We start from the raw sequence: 20,064 nt of genomic DNA, 5'->3' as shown, positions 1-20,064 counted from the left end.
CGCGGCCTCAGCGCTGGACGAACTCCCGCGGGATCTCGGGCGGCGCGCAGCCGGGCGACGACGGCTTGGGCGGCGCCTCCTGGGCCGGCGAGGGTTTGCCCTCGCCGCGGATCACCTGGACCTGCTTCAAGCAGCGGCCGTCGGCCGTACGCTGCATGCGGATCTTGCGGATCTCGAACTTGCGCGGCTCGGCCGCCTTGACCCAGGCATAGGCGCCGACGCCGCCCGCCCCGCCGACGACGATGGCCAGAGCGGCGCTGGCCGCCACCCAGGCCGGCCCCAGCGCCCATCGCGGCGCGGGCGGACTGGAGCCGGGCGGCTCCTCGAAGATCCAGCGATAGCCCAGCTTGGGCACGGTCTCGATGAAGCGCGGCGCGCGGGCGTCGTCGCCCAGGGCGCGGCGCAGCTTGGCCACCGCCTGGCTCAGCGCCTCGTCGGAGCCATCGACCTCGCCCCACACCGTCTCGATCAGGTGATCACGCGAGGCGGTCAGGCCGGGCCGCTCGACCAGGGTCAGCAGCAGGTCGAAGACGCGCGGCTCCAGGTTGCTGGCCCCCGAAGGGGCCCGGACACGACGGCTCTCGACGTCGATCGACACCTCGCCGAACGCCATCCGGGGACGGGGTCGGCATAGTTCAGCTTTCCGAGAGCTTTCCGTCAGGACTTCCACGCGCCGATCGTCTCCCCATGCGTCCGTTCACGCATAAGGAGATGAACTGTGCGGCGCAATTTGGTCATCGCGATCGGGGCTAGCCTGGCCCTCGCCCCATTCCACCTGGCCGTGGCCCAGGAGCCGGCCCCGCCGCCTGCCCTCGCGCCGGCCACCGCCTCGCCGGCCGACTACGCGGCGGCGGTCGATAGCCTGGCTGGCAAGCTGGAGACCGCCTATGTCGAGCCGGCGTACGGCAAGCAATACGCGGCGATGCTGCGGGCCAACAAGGCCGCCTACGCCCAGATCACCGACCCCGCCGTTCTGGCCAAGCGCCTGACCGACGACCTGAGGGCGGTGCATCCGGACAACCATCTGCGGGTGGCGCCGGGCGGTCCCGAGGGCGGACCCGGCGCGGGTCCCCGGCGCATGCGCATCGGCCCGGGTCCCGGTCCTGGCGGCGGGCCGCGGCCGCCCGCGATCGAGGATCCCAAGTGGCTCGCCGACGGCGTCGCCTACATCAAGTTCAACATGTTCGACGGCTCGCCCGAGACCTTGGCGACGCTGGACACCTTCATGAAGGAACATGTGGACGCCAAGGCGATCATCTTCGACGCCCGCACCCATCGCGGCGGCGGCCCGGCCGAGATGAACGTCATCCTGCCCTACCTCTACGCCCAGCCAACGCGGCTGGTCGGCATGGACATGGCCCAGTCCGTCGTCGACGCCCGAGGCGACCCGACGCGGGAAGATCCCAACATGCGTCCGGTCAGCGCGCCCAAGGGCGTGCATCGCCGCGAGCACTGGGTGACGCCGAACGCCGAGACCCGCCTGCGCGACGCCAAGGTGTTCTATCTCACCTCGACCCGCACCGGCTCGGCCGCCGAGCACTTGGCCCTGGCCTTCAAGCGCACCCACCGCGCCACCCTGGTCGGCGAGCACACCGGCGGGGCCAACCACTTCGGCGGCTTCGAATCCCTGGGCGCGGGCCTGGCCGCCTTCATCCCCGTCGGCCGGACCTTCGACCCGGACACCGACTGGGATTGGGAAGGCGTCGGCATTCAGCCCGACGTCGCCGTGCCGGCGGAGCAGGCGCTGGACAAGGCGTTGGAGTTGGCGAAGGGCTAGGAACCGGACTCAATTGCAGCAAATTTTCGGTGTCATCCCGGCCGAAGGACCGCATAGCGGGCCGTAGAGCCGGGACCCAGGGGCCGCCGCATTGCGCTTGGCCCCTGGGTCCCGGATAGCCTCTGCGAGGCTTCCGGGATGACACTGATTTGGGATCTCAAAACTTTAGTTGAGTACGACCCTAGAGCCCGAGCGCCGCCTTCAGGAACGCGTCGGCCCTGTCGAGCAGGGTCGCGCGGGCGGCGGCGTCGTTCAGCTGATGATCCAGGCCCGGGAACTCGACGAGCTCGGCCTTGCGACCCGCCGCCTTCAGCCGTGAGAGCATCAGGCGAGACTCGCCGATGCGGACGTTTGAATCGTCGTCGCCGTGGAACATCAGCACCGGCGCCTTGATCCGGTCCGCGTTCTGGGCCGGCGAGCCCTCCTTCACGTGCGAGCCCCGTCCGATGAAGGCGTCGGTGATCTTGTAGTCCGTGAACACCCGCCGCTCTTCCCGCAGCGCGTCGAGGTCGGTAACCGGCGCCACGGCGACGATGGCCTTGAAGAGATCCGGGTCCAGCACCGACGACTGCAGCGCCGCGTAGCCGCCGTACGACCAGCCGACGATGGCCAGCTTGCCCGGCGCGGCGATGCCCTGGGCCGTCAGCCAGCGGCCGGCGTCGTTGACGTCGCCAATGGCCGTCTTCCAGGACTGGAAGCCGTTCTTCTGGAACCAGGCCTCGCCATAGCCGCTCGAGCCCCGATAGTTGGGCTGCAGGACCGCATAGCCCTGGTGGGCGAAGAACTGGGCCAGCCAGTCGAAGCCCCACTCGTCGCGCGAACTGGGTCCGCCGTGCGGCAACACGATCGCCGGCAGGTTCTTGCCGTCGCTTCCCGGCGGCAGGGTCAGATAGGCCGGCACCATGGTCCCGTCGGCGGCCTTGTAGCTGACCGGCTGCACCGGCGAGAGCTTGAACGCGTCCAGCTCGGGTCGGTCGGGCATGACCTCGCTGAGCTTCTTGGCGGTCTTGTCGAACAGGTAGTAGCGGCCGGGATCGACGTCGCTGCCGGCCCACAGCAGCAGGCGCGCGCCGTCCTGGCTGGCGTCGACGAAGTGAACGCCGGGATGACCCGGCAGCGCTTTCGACAAGGCGTTGGCCAATCCTTGCAGCGCCGGGTCGAAGAACACCGCTTGGCGCTTCTCGGTGGCGTAGCTGGCCCCGACCACGCGCCGGTCGCGGCCGATGCGGATCAGCCTGTCGACATCCACGTCGTCGCGGGCGAGCAGCACTTCGCGCTTCAGCGTTCCATCCAGGCTGACGCGCACCACCGCCTGGCGGCCGTTCACCCACTCGTAGCCGTAGGCGGCGTTGAGGTCACGGTCGACGGCGACGGGCGCGAAGCCGGTGTGGGCGTCGTCATCATAGGTGCTGAGCGCGGTCCACGCCCCACCGCCGGCGGGACGATAGGAATAGTTCACCCGCGCGGTGCTGTAGCCGACATTGGTCCTGGGCTGCTGGCCGACGATCCGGACCGCGCCATGCTGGTCGGAGATGAACTCCACCGCGTCGCCGCGCGGCGGCTCCACCGGCGTGCGGGCCAAGGTGGTGCTGTCGACCCGCTCCACGCCCACGCCCTCGCGCTGGTTGCCCAGCAGCGTTCCGGTGGTGCCCTCCTCGGCATAGTTGCGGGTCATCAGCACCGCGCCGGAAGCGTCGTCGGCGAGCCAGTCGATCACGCCGCCGCCGGACTGCTGATAACTCCAGGCGAAATTGCGGGTGCGGGCGCTCAGCTCCACCACCTTGCTTCCGTCGGCATTGAGGGCCGCCAGGCGCGAGAAACCCAGCTTGCGGGCGTCACGCACCAGCAGCATGTAAATGTTGCAGGCCAGGCGCGTGTTCGAAACCCAGCCGCAATCGGTGACCCGATCGGGATTGCCGCTCGACGTCAGGATCGGCTTGGGCTGGCTCGACCCGTCGAGCGGGGCCACGAACAGCGCGGTGGCCTGTCCGTTCGCCAGGGCCTGCACCAGGGCGACCGACTTGCCGTCGGGCGACATGCTGGCGTCCACCACCCTCTCGCGCGCGCCGAAGGCCTTGGCGGCCGCGGACGGCTCCGCCTGGACGGCCGGCGCCAACGCTGAGAAGGCCAGTCCCGCGACCAGCCCGTACGAAACTCTCGACATGCGACTCTACCTGAAATTGGCGCCCCGATACGCGCCACTAGAGGTCAAGCTTGCCGCGAAAATCAAGACGCCGCATCGGCCGCTTGAGTAGCCGCCCGAGGCGGGCTAAACGGTGCGTCCCTTTGGCGGGCGTAGTTCAGAGGTAGAACGTCAGCTTCCCAAGCTGAATGTCGGGGGTTCGATTCCCCCCGCCCGCTCCAAGGTCTCTTCCCTCCTCCTCTGCGTTGACGCCTCCCTGCTTCCGGCGCACGATCGCTCAAACAGACGTTGGGGAGAGAACGCCATGGCCGACGGCGAGGATCATCCGCGCGCCCAGTTCCACGCCATGGTCGACGGCACGCCGCAGGACTGGGCGATCATCGCCGGGGCTTCGGTGGAGTTCGGCCGCGAGCTGCCGACCCGGCTGATCGCCCACCTGGGCCTGCTGCGCGGCGACTGCGGCGGCTTCGCCATCGACCGGCTGGAGCACAGCTTGCAGACCGCGACCCGCGCCCACCAGGCCGGCGAGGACGAGGAATATGTCGTCTGCGCCCTGCTGCACGACATCGGCGACATCCTGGGCCCACGCAATCACGCCGACATCGGCGCGGCGATCCTGCAGCCCTTCGTGTCGGAGCGGAACCACTGGATGGTGGCCCATCACGCCATTTTCCAGGGCTATTACTTCTTCCACCACCTGGGCCTGGATCGCGACATGCGCGACCAGTTCCGCGGCCATCCGGACTTCGAGCACACGGCCAAGTTCTGCCACGTCTACGACCAGGAAGCCTTCGATCCCAGCTTCAAGTCGATGCCGCTGGAGGCTTTCGAGCCGATGTTGCAACGGGTGATGAGCACGCCGAAGCGCTCGATCTACATGCCGGCGCGGGCCGCGGCGGCAGCGGAGTAAAGGATGCTCCCCGCGATGCGGGGGAGCTGTCGCGAAGCGACTGAGGGGGCCCGCTGGACACATGCCGCGTTAGCCCCCTCCGGCCCTCCGGGCCACCTCCCCCGCTACGCGGGGGAGGATCACAATCACTCCACCCGCTCGGCCTTGATCCCCAGCTTGGCCAGCTGCGCCTGGACGCTGTCCGGCCCCACCAGATGGCCCGAGCCGACGGCCACGAAGCTGACGCCCGAGCCGGCCAGCTTGGTTTTCAGCTGCTGCGCCCAGTCCTGGTTCCGCTTCACGATCAGGAGCTCGTAGAGCTCGGGATACTCGCCCTTCATTTCCGAGATGAACTCGCGCTCCAGCTCGGCCGTGTCGCCGGCGGCCCAGGCGACGACCATCTTGTCGATCTTGCCCACGCCCTCGTCGACGTCGTCCAGGGTCGCGCTCAAGAAGTCGGCCTCGGTCTTGGCCGGCAGGTCGGCGAAGAAGCGGATCTGCTGCTCGGGGGTCTCGAAGGCTTGCTCTGGTTTGCCGGCGGCCTTGACCTCCTTCGTCAGCACCTGCTCGACCCCGCTCTTGGGATCATAGCCGGCCTTGATCACGGGCAGCATCGCCAGCGACACCGCCGCCAGCCACGGCCGCATCATGTCCAGCATCTGGGGCGGCACGCCGCCGCCCTGGGCCAGCGCGCTGGCGTGCTGGAACTTGTCGGCCGCGATCTTGGTCGACAGCGGGTGGGCCGGGTCGAGGCCGTACTTCAGGACCAGCGGCTGCATGGTCGCGGGATCGTCGGCGCCGATGATCTCCAGGGTCAGGTCGCCGCTGGCCTTCAGGGCCTGGTCGATCTTGGCCGAGCGCCATTGGGTGTCGGGCTTCAGCACGTGGATCGTACCGAACAGATAGAGGGTCGAGTCCTTGTCCTTGACCGCCCATAGCGCGGGTTCCGCCAGGGCCGTCCCGGCGAAGCCGAGCGCCAGGACCGAAACCAGGCCCGCCGCGACGCGACGAACCGACCGACCAAAATTGCGCAGCATGAGATCCCCGTTCGACTTGCGGTTTAGATTTGAAGCGCGCCGCCGACGGACGCAAGCGCCGTCGGCGGCTTCGGGGGGCTACTTCAGGAAGGCGTCGACCGCGTCGGCGAAGGCCTTGGGCTGGTCCAGCATGATGAAGTGGCGGCTGTCGTCGATCCGCTTCAGGGCCACGCCCGGCAGGGCCGCGTAGGCGTCGGCATAGGTCTTGTCGATCATCGCCGTCGGCGCGCCCATCGCCGGGTCATAGGGATAGAGCAGCGTGGTCGGGGTCTTGATGGCGGCCAGCTCGCCGCGGACGTCGGTCGTCAGCAGGTCGTACATGGCGCGGCCGACGACCGACTGGGACGAGGCTTTCGACCACTCCAGCGCCAGCTTCTGGCCTTCGGGCGACTTGATCATGCGCGGCAACGTCATGGCCTGCTGGCTGGCGAAGGCCTCCGGGCTCAGGGCGATCGTCGCGTCGCGCATGGCCGCGGCCTGCGGCTTGACGCTTTCCGCCGTGGCGGCCGGCGAGAACAGCACCGAGAAGAACGGCAAGCTGTCGACGATCATCAGGCGGCTGACGTCCTCGGGATGGCGGCGGGCCAGCAGCAGGCCGGTGAAGCCGCCCATCGAGTGGCCGATCACCACCGGCGCCTTCAGATGCGCCGACTTGATGTAGCCGTCAACCGCCTCGACCAGCGGCTCGACCACGGGTCCTTCGGCATTGCCGGCGACCGGCGCGCCGGCGAAGCCCGCCACTTGCACGACGTGGACGCGGTGCGTGGCCGACAGCTGCTTGACGGTGGCGTCCCAGACCGCGCCCGACGAGGCCAGGCCGGGGATCAGGACGACGTCGGGCCCCTTGCCGGTGACGGTGACGCTGATCCGGTCAGCGGCGTGGGCGTGGTTCCCGCCGAACACGCCGATGGCGGCGAGGACGGCGATGAAGATGGCGAAGAGGCGGAAACGAGGCGTGGGTCTACGCATGAGGTTTTCCTTGAATGAAGGCGTGCGGAAGGGTTCGGCGACGGGCGCCGAGCGGATTTCAAGGGTTGGAAGACGATCGGAGGTCTAGCTGGCCAGGCCGCGACGCCAGATGACGACGCCGGCGATCACGAGGTAGGCGGTCATCATCACGGTGGCGGCGTCCCACAGGGTCAGGACCGGCAGCAGGCCCAGCTTCTCCCCCGCCGCCCACAGGAACAGCGCGCCCAGCAGGATGACGAAGGTCACGGCCGAGATCTCGGCGGTCGCCCGGCGCATCAGCTCGTCACTCTGGATCCAGACGGTGATGTTGCTGGCGATCTGGACGAGGAGGAGGGCCAAGAGGCCGATCATGGTCGCCGAGGCGATCAAGGGCGGGACTGGATCCAGGACGGCCCGGACGATCACCGGCGCGGCCAGCATCAGGCCGGCCAGGGCCAGCACCCCGCCGTTCCGGGCGTAGAAAAGCGCCTGGACCGAGGTGGCCGGACGGCCGCCCTCCGGATCGATCTTACGGCCCAGAGTCTCGCGGCTGGCGCTGACGATGATGGTGATCGCGCCGACGCCCAGCAGCAGCAGGGCCAGAAAGAGGGCCAGCACATCCGACCAGCCCAGGACGGGCGCGGTCCAGACACCGGCGTCCTCCAGCCGAGCCAGATACTTGCCAACCAGATAGCCGAGCGGCGCGCCGACGACGGCGAAGACCAGGGCGCGGGCGGCGCGGCTCGAACCGAGCGGCGTGGGGGATTTGGAAGAGAGAGTCATTGTGGTGTCCTCGAAGCAGGCGGGCCCTCAGGCCTCGTCCTGGAAGATCGTCTCGATGGATTGCCCGAACAGGCGGGCGATCTTGAAGGCCAGCGGCAGGCTGGGGTCGTACTTGCCTGTCTCCAGGGCGTTGATGGTCTGGCGGGAGACTTGAAGCTTCTCGGCGAGGTCGGCCTGGCTCCAGTCCCGCTCGGCGCGGAGGACCTTCAGGCGGTTCTTCATTGGTACCGCCTGCGGATCAACGGCTGGCTGACGCCCCAGGACAGGCAGAACAGCGGAAAGACCAGGAACAGCGGCGGCTGCGGGATGACGCTGGCATTGCTCAGGAAGCCCCAGACGGTGGTGACCGCCAGCACGGCGCCCAGGCCCCAGAGCATCGACTCGACATGGACCGCGCGTTCGAACTCGTCGGGCTCTTCTTTCAGATAGAGGCCCATCACGACCAGCACCCCCAGGATCGGGATAGCCGGCGCGGCGGCCACGATCCACAGCAGCACCCCCGACAGCCTCGAGCCGCGCAGCAGGCCAAGCGAGCCCAACAGGACGACGCAGTAGCTGATCATCGCGATGGCCAGGCGACGACGGTAGCGCTTCATGATCGGACCGAGCCGGTCGGCCTTCAGGCGCGCGCTGCCGAAATAGGTGTAGGCCAGGAACACCATGAACCAGACGAACAGCGCGACATAGCCCAGCGGTCCCCTGAACAGCGGCACGAAACCCATGCCGTAGCCGACCGCCACCAGCGCCAGCACGCCGACAAAGAACAAGGCCCACTTGGGCCACACAGGCTTTGTGTCTTCCATGACAAGCACCCCTCTCAATTTGACAAGGATACTTGTCACATTAGGGTGCAGATATGTCAAGCAAGGTTGTCATTTTGTCTGGTCATAGCGACTAAACGACAGAGACGCTTGACGTTGGAGTTGGCGCTAGGCGGCCTTGCGACCCGAAAACGGATCCGCCGCGGCGACGTCGCCCGTCACGCCGCGCCAGTGGACGGCTTCCTGTTGCTTGACGGCCAAGGCGCGTCCCAGGACGCCGGGGCGCGGCCGGCTCACCACCTCCCAGCCATAGCGGGAGAAACGGTCGCGGAAGTCGGACCAGCGGATCACCCGCCCCTGGCCGTCCTGGCGCCAGACGGCCTTGTCGCAGCCGGGGATGCGCGCGCACCGCTCCCAGGCCTCGACGCGGCCTTGCAGGATCAGGAACGGATCTTGAGCAGTGCGGGCCAAGATGGCCTCCGTGAACTTTCCGCTTCCTCCGCGTCGGGCGGGACTGAGTCGCGCCTCAGGAGGACAGGGGCTAGAATTTGTGTATTCGCACTGAGTGTCCACCAGATGTGGTGCGGCGGGTTGCCGCGCGACAGGCCCTGCGACAGATCACTGGACCCTTCGGACCGCATAGCCGCGCGCCTTCATCAGCGCCGGCAGCCCCTCGGCGCCGGCCATGTGCAGGGCGCCGACGACGACCAATTCGGTTCCCCTGCCCTGCCGCATCTCGGCGTCCAGGCGGTCGGCCCAGGCCAGGTTCCGGCGTTGCAGGAGGGCGTCGTAGAGCGCCGGGCGCTCGGTCTTCATGCGGTCGACCAGACGCGTTCCCAGCCGCCCCATGTCGCCCTTCAGCCAGGCGCGCTCCAAGGCCACGCCGTCGCGCGGCGGCGACAGCTGTTCGCGGGCGACGTCGTCCAGATAGGCCAGCTCGGCCTGTTCGGGCAGGTCGGCGAAGATGCGCAGTTGCTGTTCGAAGGTCTCGAAGATGGCGATCGGCTTGTCGGCGGTCCGGGCGCGGCGGGTGGTGGCCGAGTCGACGCCGCTGGCGACGCTGCCGCCGGCCTTGGCCATCGGCGCGACCGACAGCATCATCGCCGCCGCCCAGGGCCGCAGGCGCTCGACGCGTTCCAGCGGCACGCCGTCGCGATCCAGCACCGGCCGCAGGGTGGCCAGGGCGGTCGGCGACAGTTTCTGGGTCAGGGAGCGGTCGGGATCGACGCCGTAGCGGTCGACCAGGGCCTTCACCTCGTCAGGGGGCAGGTCGGCGCGGGTCTCGAACCAGACGCGGTCGGCGGCGGCATAGACGCGGTCGAACGCGGCCGTGCGCCAGCGGACGTCCGGGCGCAGCACGTGCATTGAGCCGAACAGATAGACGACGGAGTCCTTGTCGCGGACTTCCCACATGGCGGGCGCAGCGCTGGCCGCGCCGCTAAGGGCCGCCCAAACCAGACCCGCCGCGATCGCCCCGCGCGACAGGCGTCTCAACACGCCACGAAACATCACTGCAAAGCCCGACCGAAACCGAGCCCTGAGATAAGCGCGAGTCTAGCGAGCCAGAAGTGAACGCGGCCCGCGACCTAACGCCCCAGGCAGGGCCAATCGCCATTCATCTGGAGCAAATCCCGCTGCCTTCCTGGGCCTTGTGCCCAGGACCCATGTTCGAGGCAGGCGTGGACTCTCTAAGGTCCGCGCGGCCGAAACACCGTGAACTCAGCCTCAGCTCTGTTAAAGCTGAACCCTGGGTCCTGGGCACAAGGCCCAGGAAGGCGGGTAAATTCAACGCTCAGTGAATGTCGATCGGCTCTAACTCCGACCTACGACCAGGCCTTGAAATGCTTGGACAATTTCAGACCCTGGCGCTGGTAGTGCGAACCGCCCTCGCCGTACAGCCGCACCGGACGCGCCGTCAGGGGCTCGTAGACCAGCCGCGCCACGGTCTGGCCGTCCTCCAGCAGGAACGGCGTCTCGTGGCTGCGCACTTCCAGCACGCCCTTGGAGCCGACCGCCGCCGCCTCCTCAGTGCCGAAGCCGGGATCGAAGAAGCCGGCATAGTGGACGCGGAACTCGCCGACCGACGGATCGATCGGGGTCATCTCGGCCGCTTCCAGCACCGGGATCTCGATGTCGTCCTTGGAGGCCAGGATATAGAACTCGCCCGGATCCAGCAGCAGCTCGCCGTGGCGGGCCTCCAGCGGCTCCCAGTAGTCGCGCGGGTCGTGGCCGTCCTCGTGGTCCAGGTCGACGACCCCGGCATGGCGGCGGCCGCGGAAACCCACGACACCTGGCGTCAGGTCGACCCCGACGCTGCGGGTGGCCAGCTTGGCCGGCTCGCCGCGCTTGAGGCGCAGTTGGTTCAGGCGGGTGCCGGCGCGCACCAGCACCGAGAAGGTCTGCGGCGCGATCTCGATATAGAGCGGGCCGGTATAGCCGGCGTCGACGTCGTCGAAGGCGCGGCTGTGGTCGGTCAGCAGGCGGACGAACACGTCCACCCGGCCGGTCGAACTCTTGGGATTGCCGCGCGCCGAGATGGTCATCGGCAGGGTCAGGCGTTCCTGGATCTCGGCGATGTAGACGCAGCCCTTTTCCAGCACCGCGCCCTTGGTCAGGTCCAGCTCGTGCATGGCCACGTCCTTCAGACGGTCGGGCACCTTTCTGTGCAGGCCTGGCAAGAAGGACGCGCGCACGCGCCAGGCGCGCGCGCCCAGCCGCAGGTCGAGACTGGCGGGTTGCACCTGGTCGGTGTCGAACGGCGTGGCCGAGGTGATCGCCTCTTCGGTGATCAGTTCCTCGATGGTCTGGCAGGGCAGAATCCCCGCTGCGTGGGCGTCGGTCATCGGCGCGACACTCGCGAAACCTCGCCCCAAAGGCAAGGCTCGGTCTGAGGAACTCGCCCGTGACAATCCGCTTTTCGCGCGTGACAATTCTCTCCTTGAGAAAAAGGCGATCACCCTTGACCGTGCAGCCGCCCCAACCCTTTATGCCGGCGGTTTACGCGTAAGGAGGCAGGCCCGTGGCCGAGGATCCAAAAGACTGGGATGTCGCGACGAAGCTCATTCGTGGGGGGATCGCGCGCTCGCAGTTCATGGAGACCGCCGAGGCGCTCTATCTCACCCAGGGCTTCACCTACGACAGCGCCGAGGGCGCCGACCGCCGCTTCTCGGGCGAGGATCCCGGCTTCGTCTATTCGCGGTTCAACAATCCGACCGTGAAGATGTTCGAGGACCGCCTGGCGCTGCTCGAAGGCGCCGAAGTGTGCCGCGCCCAGGCCACCGGCATGGCTTCGATCCACGCCGCCCTGATGGGTCTGGTCCGCGCCGGCGACCACGTGGTGGCCGGCCGCGCCCTGTTCGGCTCGTGCCGCTGGATCGTCTCCGAATGGCTGCCGCGCTTCGGGGTCGAGACGACCTTCGTCGACGCCACCGATCCCAAGGCCTGGGAGGCGGCGATCCGTCCCAACACCAAGGCGGTGCTGATCGAGACGCCCTCGAACCCGGTCCTCGAGATCACCGACATCGCCGCCGTGGCCGAGATGGCCCACGCGGTCGGCGCAAAGGTCATCGTCGACAACGTCTTCGCCACGCCGATCTTCCAGAAGCCGCTGGAGCTGGGCGCCGACGTCGTCGTCTATTCGGCCACCAAGCACATCGACGGCCAGGGCCGGGTGCTGGGCGGGGCCATCCTGACCAGCGAGGCGATCAACGAGGAATTCTACCGCGACGCCCTGCGCCACACCGGCCCGTCGCTGTCGCCGTTCAACGCCTGGGTGATGCTGAAGGGCCTCGAGACCCTGGACCTGCGCGTGCGCCGCCAGACCGACACCGCCTTCGCCCTGGCCAATGTCATGGCCGAGCACAAGAAGGTTCAGACGGTTCTCTATCCTTTCCGTCACGACCATCCGGGCCACAACATCGCCAAGAAGCAGATGACCGGCGGCGGCACCGTGATCGCCCTGGACCTCGGCTCGCGCGCGGCGGCCTTCAAGTTTCTGAACGCCCTGGAGATCGTCGACATCTCCAACAACCTGGGCGACGCCAAGTCGATGGCGACCCACCCGCCGACCACCACCCACCGCTCGGTGCCGGAAGAGCAGCGTCCGCTGCTGGGCGTGACCGAAGGCGGCGTGCGCCTGTCGGTTGGGCTCGAGGCCCTCGGCGATCTGACGCGAGATGTGACCCGTGCGCTCGATCAGGCGTGAGACCTCGCCCTCGCTGCAGAGGATGCGCCGCCGCCGGGGCCAGGACGGCGCGGCCTATCAGGCGCGCACGCGCGACATCGTCGTGCGGGTCTTCCCCGCCTATGCGGCCGAGGAATCCTCGCCCGAACAGGGCCTCTATCTGTGGTCCTACACGGTGGAGATCGAGAACCACGGCGGCGAGACGGTGACCCTGGTCTCGCGGCGCTGGACGATCATCGACGCCTTCAACCGCGTCAGCGACGTCGAGGGCAGCGGCGTGGTCGGCGAGCAGCCGGAACTGAAGCCCCGCGAGGCGTTCCGTTACATCTCCAACTGCCCCCTGCCCACGCCCTCGGGCGCGATGCGGGGCAGCTATGCGATGGTCACCGCCGACGGCGAGCTGTTCGACGTCGAGATCCCGGAATTCTCGCTGCACCTGCCCGGCGCGGCGCTGAAGCTGAACTGACGCCCGCCGCGCGCGGATTGACAAAGCGACCGTAGAGGTTGAGCTTCGGCGGACAGCTTTCTGTTGGAGATCGCCATGCTCGCCAAGACTGCCCTCTGCGCCTTGATCGGCGCCGCCGTACTGGCCCCGCAGGCCATCGCCCAGCAGCCCAACCATCCCTTCTTCGATCCCGCGTCGGAATCCCGACCGACACCAACGGTCGAGATCGGCCGCGGACGCGTGGACTTCCAGACCAGCGCTCAACAGGCGCGCGTCCAAAGGCTCATGCCGCAAATCGAGAAGGCCATCGCGGTCCAACTGGCCAACCCGGACTCGGCCGAGCTCAAAGGCCTGCGCACCGGCCGCTACGAGAAGGCCATGATCGTTTGCGGCGTGGTCGACAGCATCGCCGCGTCGGGCGAAACCGAAAAGCGTCGCTTCATGGCGCGGCCCACCATCGCCACGCTCGAAACGGCCGATAACAGCCAAGCCTTCCGGGCCGGTTGGAAGAGCACCGGCTGCGGGTTTTGATCGCTCCAGGCGAATGCCCGCGTGAGGCGTTCGCCGACACGATTTCAGCATAGGTTGCATTGAGGCTGAACTTCCCGCCTTAATGGCGCCGCTTCGGAGGAAGCAGGCGCATGAAGACGTCCCTTGTTCGCTCCATCGCCGTCGGCGCCGCGCCGCGGACTGGCTTGTCGTGCGCCTCTCACACGGTCACAGGAGTGAACCGATGGCGACCTACACGATCCGCATCTACAACCAGTCCCTGGCCAACAAGAGCTACGTGGTCTTCATGCAGCCGCCGGTCGTCAGCGCCAGCGGCGGAACGCCCCCGATCTATACCAACGCCTGGGCCACGTTCGAGAACGTCACCAACGGCAGTTGGGACACGGTCGAATATTCCGACACCACCTACGCCTACTGGGCGCCAGCGAACGCGGCGCTGACGCCGGGCGCTGTCCTGGACTCCGGCGGGGCCATGCCGGTAAACACCGCCACCGGGAACGCGGTGACCTTCTCGAACACCGGCGCGACCGGTTTCACCAGCGTCGCCAGCCCTGACCCGGCGCAGAACGGCTCGTTTTCGATCACCAGTCCGCCGGACTTCACGCCTGCGAACAGTTTCGTGTTCGGCCTGGCCAGCCACAATGGCGGCGTCGTTCCAGCCCCCACCGCCTGTTTCCAGGCCCAACCCAATGAGACCTACAACATTACGCCCGTGGTGAAGTTCTACGTCGCCGACGGCCTGTACACGCCCGGCCAGGTGATCGACGTCCCGGCCATATCCGACACCTGCGCGGCGATCGACTTCACCGGCCAGCCACAAACCACCGCCACGGTCGCCCATGGGCCCAACGGCGCCTTCACGGTCACCTACAGCTGATCCTGGCCGGCCCATTCACGACTCGCCGGGTCGAGCCGCTCAGTCCCTTCCCCGACGTTCCGACCGCAGAGAAATTCGCGCGCCCCGTGTTTCAGCGAGCGCGATCGGTAATACAACCATAGGATAAACCCAAACCGAATACTGATTACGGTTGTCTATCTTTCGCTTCGGGTGGGTGGGGCTCAGTACGGCCCCGCCCTTTGAGTGAGCCGAGTGATGGAGTCCAGGGGGGATCGGCTAAGCCGCGCCATCAAGGGACGCGGCATTTCCAAGATGATGGCCTTGGCGCTGGATCTCGACGTGCACGAGAGCGCCATCAGCCGCTGGCGCAAGGGCGGCCCCATGTCGCTCGAGAACGCCGCGCGCATCTCCGAGGTCCTGGACATCTCGCTGGACTGGCTGGTGCTGGGCCGAGGCGAGATGGACGCCCACTCGGCCGAGACCCTGGCGGCGGAAGAGTTCGAGCTCGTCCAGATCGTCCGCAAACTGCGGCGCTCCGCTCTGATGCATCTGCTGGCCCTGCTCGACGACGTGACCCAGTCGCCTTGAGCTCAGTGCAAATTTTAGCTTTCCGACTTCCCCGCCAAGCAAGTCGCCACGCCTGGTTTAAAGCCCATGATCGTAACAAGATCAATTATCGATAAGGTTGAGTATGAATAGATAAATTCAACCACCTTCATTCGATGAACGCAAACTTTTACCTAAAAGGAAATCAGTCGATGGCTACCTATACCATTCGAGTCTCTAATCAATCGACACTCGACAAATCCTATGTCGTTACCCTCCAGCCGCCGATCGTCACGGCGAACGGCGCCTCTCCGCAAATCTTCACCAACGCCTGGCGCACCTTCAACAAGGTCACCAACGGCGGCTGGGACACCGTCATCTACAACGAGAACACCTACGCCTACTGGGCCCAGCAGCCCAGCCTGAGCCCGGGCGTCACCGTCGACTCCGGCGGCGCCCTGCTGATGAACACCGGCACCCAGGACACCGTGTCCTTCGTCAGCGGCGTCGACGCCGGTGCGCGGGGCTTCATCGACATGGTCAGCCCCGGCACGGCGCAGGGCGGGTCGTTCGAGATCCTCACCACCACGGACTTCACGCCAGCCAGCGGCTTCGCCTTCGGCCTGGCCAGCGACAATGGCAGCGGCATTCCGTCGCCGATCGCCACATTCCAAGCCGCGCCGAACGAGAAGTACAACCTGACGCCGATCGTGAAGTTCTACGTCACCGACGGCGACTTCACCGAAGGCGAAATCATGGCCGTGACGACGGCGTCCAACGCCACCGCCGCCATCGACTTCACCGGATCGACCTTCAACACCGCCACGGTGATCCAGAGCGCCAACGGCGCCTTCTCGGTCAGCTACAGCTGACGGCGCGGCGGAGCCGCCCCCCACCGCTTGCTCCGCCCTCGCCGCACGGCGGGCGGGTCGTCGCCCACCCGATGGCCCGCCTTGCGCCCTTTCACGACATTTACAGGAGCGGACTATGTCCACCCCCGACATGAAATCCCCGCTGACCGGCTGCACGACGATCGATTCCACGACGCCGGACCCCTATCTCGAAAATGCGCGCACCGGCAATCCGCGCGCCAAGGCCAACGCGACCACAAATCAGGCCGCCAGCAATCTGCTCAACTGCGAAAAGCAGCAGAAGGCGCCTGGCCCCGCCAACCTCGTCGGCCATGGCTGCGAAGGCGACATCGACACCGGCAAGGCCGCCGGTCAGTGCATCCGTTTCGACAATGACAGCGATTGGAAGACGGACATGGCGACCCTAGCCGGGACCGTTCAGGAGCTGTTCCTGTTCGGTTGCACGGTCGGGGCCGGCCAGGAAGGCGCCAAGCTGCTGTTCGACCTCGCCAAGACGGTCAACGCCCCGGTTTCGGCGCCGACGGGTCTGATCTATTGTACCCCACAGGGTGATTTCTACCTGCACTCGGGCGCGGTCTGGCAGACCGCCACTCCGTCCAAACAGCCGGCGCCGATCAATCCGCCGACGCAGACCCAGACGGGTTCATCCATGGGCAAGGCCGAGCTTCACGTTCCGGGCGCCAAGGGACCGGCGAAGATCGTGTCGGCGGTCTATACACCCTACGGCAAAGGGTCTTTCACGGTCGAACTGTCGATGGACTTGGCCGCCGAAGTGGTCTGGGATCAACCGTTCACGACCGACGACGAACCCGGCGCGAAGATCACCGGCCATATCCAGATCACCGCCGAGATCGAAGACGTGGTCATCAAACGGTCGCTCCATGTCCTCGCGCACCATGTGCTGAAGGACGGCAACAACTATTATCCCGTCACGCCGCGGTTCCGCGAGCTGCTGGGCAAGAAGTAGAACCGGAGACGGTCGCCTCGCGACCGTCTCCACGCCCTTCTCGTCACGCCACAGCCGGCGCATCCAGCTTGTAGATCCGCGAGCAGTACTCGCAGGTGACATGGATCTTGCCGTCGGGCTCGACCATCTCGGCGACTTCCTCGGTCGAGAACGAGTCCAGCACCACGCCGATCCGATCCTCCGAGCAGCGGCAGAAGGCCCGCAGCGGCTTTTCGTCCAGCAGGCGCACGCCGTCCTCGTTGAACAGCCGCCACAGCAGAGTCGGGGTCGTGACCGTCGGGTCGATCAGTTCGTCCTCGCCCGTGGTTTCGAACAGGGCCTGGACGTGGGTCCAGGCGTCCTGGGTGTCGCCCCGGGCCTGGTCGCCCGCGATGACCTGGATCAAGATCCCACCGGCCCGCCATTTCGGCCCCTCGCCGGTGTCGACCTGGCCGACGGCAAGGCGCACGCGGGTCGGGGTCTGTTCCGACTGGGCGAAGTACTGCTCGGCGCACAGGGCCAGGGTCTCGCCCTCGATCGGCGTCACGCCCTGATAGCGGTCCATGTCGGGACCCTGGTCCAGGGTCATGATGAACACGCCGCCGCCCAGCAAGCTCTTGGCGCCCGGACGCGCGAAACCTTCCGAGGCCTTGGCGACCTCTTCCGGATCGAACCGGCAATAGCCGCGCAGCCCGCCCGAGGTGTCGTAGTCGACCACGACATAGCGCACCGGGCCGTCGCCCTGGGCCTGGATGATCAGTCGGCCCTCGAACTTCAGGCTGGAGCCGACCAGGGCGGCCAGGGCGCAGGCCTCGCCCAGCAGGTTGGCGACCGGCTCGGGATAGTCGTGGCGCGTCAGCACCTCGTCGACGGCGGCGCCGAGACGGACGACCCGGCCGCGCACGGGCAGGCCTTCGATCTGGAATGCGGAAACGACGTCGTCGAGGACGCCTGGATTGGGGGCGATGTCGGTCATGGCGCGGTTAGATAGGACGGCGGGGCGACAATTGCGAGGGTGACCATTTCTCCTCCCCATTAGGGGGAGGTGGCGCGGTGCGAATACGCGCCGTGACGGAGGGGGTCGCGAAGCGTAGGGCCGCGCATGCGGCAGGCCCCTCCACCGCCGTTCGGCGGTCCCCCTCCCCCAGAGGGGAGGAGAGATGATAAGCCCCCCTACCCGATCGCCCCGAACACCCAGGCCAACACGGACTTCTGGGCGTGGATGCGGTTCTCGGCCTCGTCCCAGACCAGCGAACGGGGGCCGTCCAGGACCGCGTCGGTGACTTCCTCGCCGCGGTGGGCCGGCAGGCAGTGCAGGAAGACGCCTTCGGGCTTGGCCAGGTCCATCAGGGCGTCGTCGACCTGATAGGGCTCCAGCGCGGCCAGGCGCTCGTCATGGTCGGTGTCGCCCATCGAGACCCAGGTGTCGGCCACCACCACGTCGGCGCCGCGTACGGCTTCCTTGGCGTCGGTGGTCATGCTGACCTTGCCCTGCAGGCTCTCGGCCCGGGCCAGGTCGTGCAGGTCGGCGTGATAGACCGCCGGGCAGGCGATCTTCAGCTCGAAACCCAGCAGCGGCGCGGCGTGGATGAAGCTGGAGCAGACGTTGTTGCCGTCGCCGACCCAGGCGATTGTCTTGCCGCCGACGTCGCCGAAGCGCTCCTCGATGGTCAGCAGGTCGGCCATGATCTGGCACGGGTGGCTCTTGTCGGTCAGGCCGTTGATCACCGGCACGGTCGAGACCTGGGCGAAGCGTTCGACGTCGGCGTGGCTGTTGGCGCGGATCATCACCGCGTCGACCATGCGCGACAGCACCTTGGCGGTATCCTCGATGGTCTCGCCCCGGCCCAGCTGCATGTCCGACGAGGTCGAGATAATCGCATCGCCGCCCAGCTGCCGCATGGCCGCGTCGAACGAGAAGCGGGTGCGGGTCGAGTTCTTCTGGAAGATCATCGACAGCACGCGGTCCTTGGCCGGCGCGTCGGCGTCGACCTTGCCTTGCGGCCAGCCCTTGCGGGCGGTCTTGCGGGCCTTGGCGTCCTCGAGCAGCAAGCGCAGCGTCGGGCCGTCCAGCTTCCACAGGTCGATGAAGTGGCGGGGAGCGGTCATGGGCCAAATCCCTAGCGCCCGCCCTGGCGCGGCCAGAGCGGGGCTTTCAAAGGTTCAGTTGGTTAGACGGCGGCCTTGGCGCGCGCGGTCTCGCAAGCCTTCTCGAGCTTGGAGATCGCCTCGCTGGCTTCCTCGATGGTCAGGTTCAGCGGCGGCAGCAGGCGCACGCAGTTGTCGCCGCCGCCGGCGATCAGCAGCTTCTGATCGCGGGCCATGACCATGAATTCGCGGTTGTTCGGCACGACCTTGACGCCGATCAGCAGGCCCTTGCCGCGGATGTCGACGATGACGTCCGGGAAGCGGTCCTTGAGGCCGTTCAGCTGCTGGGTGAAGTAGCCGGCGACGGTCTTCACGTTGTCCAGCAGCTCGGGCGAGTTGATCGCGTCGAACGCCGCCTTGCCGACCGCCATGGCCAGCGGGTTGCCGCCGTAGGTCGAACCGTGGACGCCCGGCGTCATGCCGCGCGCCGCCTCGTTCGACGCCAGGCAGGCGCCGACCGGGAAGCCGCCGCCCAGGGCCTTGGCCACGCACATGATGTCCGGCGCGGCGTCGCTGGCCCATTCGTAGGCGAACAGCTTGCCGGTCCGGCCCATGCCACTCTGCACTTCGTCGAAGATCAGCAGGACGCCGGCGTCGCGGGTGATCTGGCGCAGCTCGTCCAGCTGGGCCTCGGTCAGCGACCGCGCCCCGCCTTCGCCCTGCACGGGTTCGATGATCACGGCGGCCGTCGTCTCGTTCATGGCGGCCTTCAGGGCCTCCAGATCGCCGAACGGCAGCTGGCTGTAGCCCGGCAGGCGCGGGCCGAAGCCGTCCAGATAGCCGGCGTTGCCCGAGGCGTTGACCGCCGCGTACGAGCGGCCGTGGAACGAGCCGTCGAAGCCGATGATGTCCACGCGCTCGGCCTGGCCGTTGACCACGTGATAGCGGCGCGCGGCCTTCAGGGCGCACTCGATCGCCTCGGTGCCCGAGTTGGTGAAGAACACCACGTCGGCGAAGGTGTTGGCGCACAGCTTGTCGGCCAGCACTTCCTGCTCGGGGATCGTGTAGATGTTGGAGACGTGCCAGAGCTTCTCGCCCTGGGTCTTCAGCGCGTCGACCAGAACGGGGTGGGCGTGGCCCAGGCCGCAGGTGGCGATGCCGGCCACGCAGTCCAGATATTCGCCGCCGTCCGTCGAGAACAGGCGCGCGCCTCGGCCTCGGTCGAACGCCAGCGGAGCGCGGTTGTACACGCCCATGATGTGGTTCTGCGAGGAGTTGGACGACGTCGCGGTGCTCAA

The 20,064-nt window shown here is 67.5% G+C and carries 22 protein-coding genes and 1 tRNA gene; 10 read left to right on the top strand and 13 right to left on the bottom strand.

Going from position 1 to position 20,064, the window contains the following annotated elements; all coding sequences use genetic code 11:
- Positions 1 to 7: 7 nt before the first annotated feature.
- Complete coding sequence (locus tag ASC70_RS00810) at positions 8 to 613, bottom strand: winged helix-turn-helix domain-containing protein (RefSeq protein WP_052196960.1); 606 nt, start codon at positions 611 to 613, stop codon at positions 8 to 10.
- A gap of 105 nt (positions 614 to 718) precedes the next feature.
- Here ASC70_RS00810 and ASC70_RS00805 point away from each other — a divergent pair, with 105 nt between their 5' ends.
- Entirely contained in the window at positions 719 to 1,777 is a 1,059-nt protein-coding gene (locus ASC70_RS00805) for a S41 family peptidase (protein WP_056045465.1), read from the top strand.
- 181 nt (positions 1,778 to 1,958) lie between these two features.
- Here ASC70_RS00805 and ASC70_RS00800 read toward each other — a convergent pair whose 3' ends face one another.
- Entirely contained in the window at positions 1,959 to 3,941 is a 1,983-nt protein-coding gene (locus ASC70_RS00800) for a S9 family peptidase (protein WP_082539660.1), read from the bottom strand.
- A gap of 125 nt (positions 3,942 to 4,066) precedes the next feature.
- Between ASC70_RS00800 and ASC70_RS00795 the strand changes: the two genes are divergently transcribed.
- Together ASC70_RS00795 and ASC70_RS00790 are read left to right on the top strand one after the other, a co-directional pair.
- Positions 4,067 to 4,141 (top strand) — tRNA-Gly (locus ASC70_RS00795).
- A gap of 83 nt (positions 4,142 to 4,224) precedes the next feature.
- Positions 4,225 to 4,830 (top strand): HD domain-containing protein, encoded by a 606-nt coding sequence (locus ASC70_RS00790; protein WP_056045462.1) that lies wholly within the window; start codon positions 4,225 to 4,227, stop codon positions 4,828 to 4,830.
- Between the two features lie 125 nt (positions 4,831 to 4,955).
- Here the strand turns inward: ASC70_RS00790 and ASC70_RS00785 are convergent, their stop codons facing one another.
- The 8 genes from ASC70_RS00785 to ASC70_RS00750 form a co-directional block, all read right to left on the bottom strand.
- The gene (locus ASC70_RS00785; protein WP_056045461.1) at positions 4,956 to 5,846 is read right to left on the bottom strand and encodes a TraB/GumN family protein; all 891 of its coding nucleotides are present in this window, start codon (positions 5,844 to 5,846) and stop codon (positions 4,956 to 4,958) included.
- Positions 5,847 to 5,924: 78 nt separating this feature from the next.
- Entirely contained in the window at positions 5,925 to 6,815 is an 891-nt protein-coding gene (locus ASC70_RS00780) for an alpha/beta fold hydrolase (RefSeq protein WP_056045458.1), read from the bottom strand.
- 84 nt (positions 6,816 to 6,899) lie between these two features.
- Positions 6,900 to 7,577, bottom strand: coding sequence for a hypothetical protein (locus ASC70_RS00775; RefSeq protein ID WP_056045455.1), 678 nt, complete (start codon positions 7,575 to 7,577; stop codon positions 6,900 to 6,902).
- 27 nt (positions 7,578 to 7,604) lie between these two features.
- The gene (locus ASC70_RS00770) at positions 7,605 to 7,799 is read right to left on the bottom strand and encodes a helix-turn-helix transcriptional regulator (protein ID WP_056045453.1); all 195 of its coding nucleotides are present in this window, start codon (positions 7,797 to 7,799) and stop codon (positions 7,605 to 7,607) included.
- Positions 7,796 to 8,380: a hypothetical protein gene (locus tag ASC70_RS00765; RefSeq protein ID WP_056045451.1), complete on the bottom strand. Its 585-nt coding sequence runs from the start codon at positions 8,378 to 8,380 to the stop codon at positions 7,796 to 7,798. Before ASC70_RS00765 ends, ASC70_RS00770 begins: the two co-directional genes overlap by 4 nt.
- 126 nt (positions 8,381 to 8,506) lie before the next feature.
- Positions 8,507 to 8,809, bottom strand: coding sequence for a hypothetical protein (locus ASC70_RS00760; protein ID WP_056045448.1), 303 nt, complete (start codon positions 8,807 to 8,809; stop codon positions 8,507 to 8,509).
- Positions 8,810 to 8,956: 147 nt separating this feature from the next.
- Positions 8,957 to 9,835, bottom strand: coding sequence for a TraB/GumN family protein (locus ASC70_RS00755; RefSeq protein ID WP_235519192.1), 879 nt, complete (start codon positions 9,833 to 9,835; stop codon positions 8,957 to 8,959).
- Positions 9,836 to 10,161: 326 nt separating this feature from the next.
- On the bottom strand, positions 10,162 to 11,181 hold the full coding sequence (locus ASC70_RS00750; RefSeq protein WP_047412619.1) for a 2'-deoxycytidine 5'-triphosphate deaminase: 1,020 nt from the start codon (positions 11,179 to 11,181) through the stop codon (positions 10,162 to 10,164).
- Positions 11,182 to 11,357: 176 nt separating this feature from the next.
- On the opposite strand from ASC70_RS00750, the gene metZ reads away from it, so the two are divergent.
- From metZ to ASC70_RS00715, 7 genes are all read left to right on the top strand, one after another.
- Complete coding sequence (metZ, locus tag ASC70_RS00745) at positions 11,358 to 12,542, top strand: O-succinylhomoserine sulfhydrylase (RefSeq protein WP_056045438.1); 1,185 nt, start codon at positions 11,358 to 11,360, stop codon at positions 12,540 to 12,542.
- Positions 12,523 to 12,987, top strand: a complete 465-nt coding sequence (gene apaG / locus ASC70_RS00740) for a Co2+/Mg2+ efflux protein ApaG (RefSeq protein ID WP_047412615.1) — start codon at positions 12,523 to 12,525, stop codon at positions 12,985 to 12,987. Before metZ ends, apaG begins: the two co-directional genes overlap by 20 nt.
- A gap of 63 nt (positions 12,988 to 13,050) precedes the next feature.
- Positions 13,051 to 13,497 (top strand): hypothetical protein, encoded by a 447-nt coding sequence (locus tag ASC70_RS00735; RefSeq protein ID WP_235519191.1) that lies wholly within the window; start codon positions 13,051 to 13,053, stop codon positions 13,495 to 13,497.
- Positions 13,498 to 13,699: 202 nt separating this feature from the next.
- Positions 13,700 to 14,353 (top strand): hypothetical protein, encoded by a 654-nt coding sequence (locus ASC70_RS00730; RefSeq protein WP_056045433.1) that lies wholly within the window; start codon positions 13,700 to 13,702, stop codon positions 14,351 to 14,353.
- Positions 14,354 to 14,569: 216 nt separating this feature from the next.
- Entirely contained in the window at positions 14,570 to 14,902 is a 333-nt protein-coding gene (locus tag ASC70_RS00725) for a helix-turn-helix domain-containing protein (RefSeq protein WP_082539659.1), read from the top strand.
- Positions 14,903 to 15,072: 170 nt separating this feature from the next.
- Positions 15,073 to 15,732, top strand: a complete 660-nt coding sequence (locus ASC70_RS00720) for a hypothetical protein (protein ID WP_056045426.1) — start codon at positions 15,073 to 15,075, stop codon at positions 15,730 to 15,732.
- Positions 15,733 to 15,847: 115 nt separating this feature from the next.
- A complete protein-coding gene (locus ASC70_RS00715; protein ID WP_056045423.1) occupies positions 15,848 to 16,699 on the top strand; it encodes a DUF4347 domain-containing protein in 852 nt (283 codons plus the stop codon).
- Between the two features lie 43 nt (positions 16,700 to 16,742).
- On the opposite strand, the gene ASC70_RS00710 is transcribed toward ASC70_RS00715, so the two are convergent.
- The 3 genes from ASC70_RS00710 to ASC70_RS00700 form a co-directional block, all read right to left on the bottom strand.
- Positions 16,743 to 17,654, bottom strand: a complete 912-nt coding sequence (locus ASC70_RS00710) for an Hsp33 family molecular chaperone (RefSeq protein ID WP_056045421.1) — start codon at positions 17,652 to 17,654, stop codon at positions 16,743 to 16,745.
- A 197-nt stretch (positions 17,655 to 17,851) separates the two neighbouring features.
- Positions 17,852 to 18,787, bottom strand: coding sequence for an ornithine carbamoyltransferase (argF, locus tag ASC70_RS00705; protein ID WP_056045418.1), 936 nt, complete (start codon positions 18,785 to 18,787; stop codon positions 17,852 to 17,854).
- A gap of 62 nt (positions 18,788 to 18,849) precedes the next feature.
- Positions 18,850 to 20,064, bottom strand: coding sequence for an aspartate aminotransferase family protein (locus ASC70_RS00700; RefSeq protein ID WP_056045415.1), 1,215 nt, complete (start codon positions 20,062 to 20,064; stop codon positions 18,850 to 18,852).

This window comes from Caulobacter sp. Root343 (assembly GCF_001425745.1).
In the GTDB taxonomy this organism is placed as follows: Bacteria; Pseudomonadota; Alphaproteobacteria; order Caulobacterales; family Caulobacteraceae; genus Caulobacter.
This window is presented reverse-complemented; position numbering and strand designations above follow the sequence as displayed.

Bases quoted from the DNA above. Each gene is read 5' to 3' on its own strand.
- ASC70_RS00790 (WP_056045462.1), top strand. From the start codon at position 4,225: ATGGCCGACGGCGAGGATCATCCGCGCGCCCAGTTCCACGCCATGGTC.
- ASC70_RS00715 (WP_056045423.1), top strand. From the start codon at position 15,848: ATGTCCACCCCCGACATGAAATCCCCGCTGACCGGCTGCACGACGATC.
- ASC70_RS00725 (WP_082539659.1), top strand. From the start codon at position 14,570: ATGGAGTCCAGGGGGGATCGGCTAAGCCGCGCCATCAAGGGACGCGGC.
- ASC70_RS00750 (WP_047412619.1), bottom strand. From the start codon at position 11,181: ATGACCGACGCCCACGCAGCGGGGATTCTGCCCTGCCAGACCATCGAG.
- ASC70_RS00730 (WP_056045433.1), top strand. From the start codon at position 13,700: ATGGCGACCTACACGATCCGCATCTACAACCAGTCCCTGGCCAACAAG.
- ASC70_RS00720 (WP_056045426.1), top strand. From the start codon at position 15,073: ATGGCTACCTATACCATTCGAGTCTCTAATCAATCGACACTCGACAAA.
- ASC70_RS00780 (WP_056045458.1), bottom strand. From the start codon at position 6,815: ATGCGTAGACCCACGCCTCGTTTCCGCCTCTTCGCCATCTTCATCGCC.
- ASC70_RS00785 (WP_056045461.1), bottom strand. From the start codon at position 5,846: ATGCTGCGCAATTTTGGTCGGTCGGTTCGTCGCGTCGCGGCGGGCCTG.
- ASC70_RS00775 (WP_056045455.1), bottom strand. From the start codon at position 7,577: ATGACTCTCTCTTCCAAATCCCCCACGCCGCTCGGTTCGAGCCGCGCC.
- argF (WP_056045418.1), bottom strand. From the start codon at position 18,787: ATGACCGCTCCCCGCCACTTCATCGACCTGTGGAAGCTGGACGGCCCG.
- ASC70_RS00770 (WP_056045453.1), bottom strand. From the start codon at position 7,799: ATGAAGAACCGCCTGAAGGTCCTCCGCGCCGAGCGGGACTGGAGCCAG.
- ASC70_RS00810 (WP_052196960.1), bottom strand. From the start codon at position 613: ATGGCGTTCGGCGAGGTGTCGATCGACGTCGAGAGCCGTCGTGTCCGG.
- ASC70_RS00800 (WP_082539660.1), bottom strand. From the start codon at position 3,941: ATGTCGAGAGTTTCGTACGGGCTGGTCGCGGGACTGGCCTTCTCAGCG.
- ASC70_RS00765 (WP_056045451.1), bottom strand. From the start codon at position 8,380: ATGGAAGACACAAAGCCTGTGTGGCCCAAGTGGGCCTTGTTCTTTGTC.
- ASC70_RS00710 (WP_056045421.1), bottom strand. From the start codon at position 17,654: ATGACCGACATCGCCCCCAATCCAGGCGTCCTCGACGACGTCGTTTCC.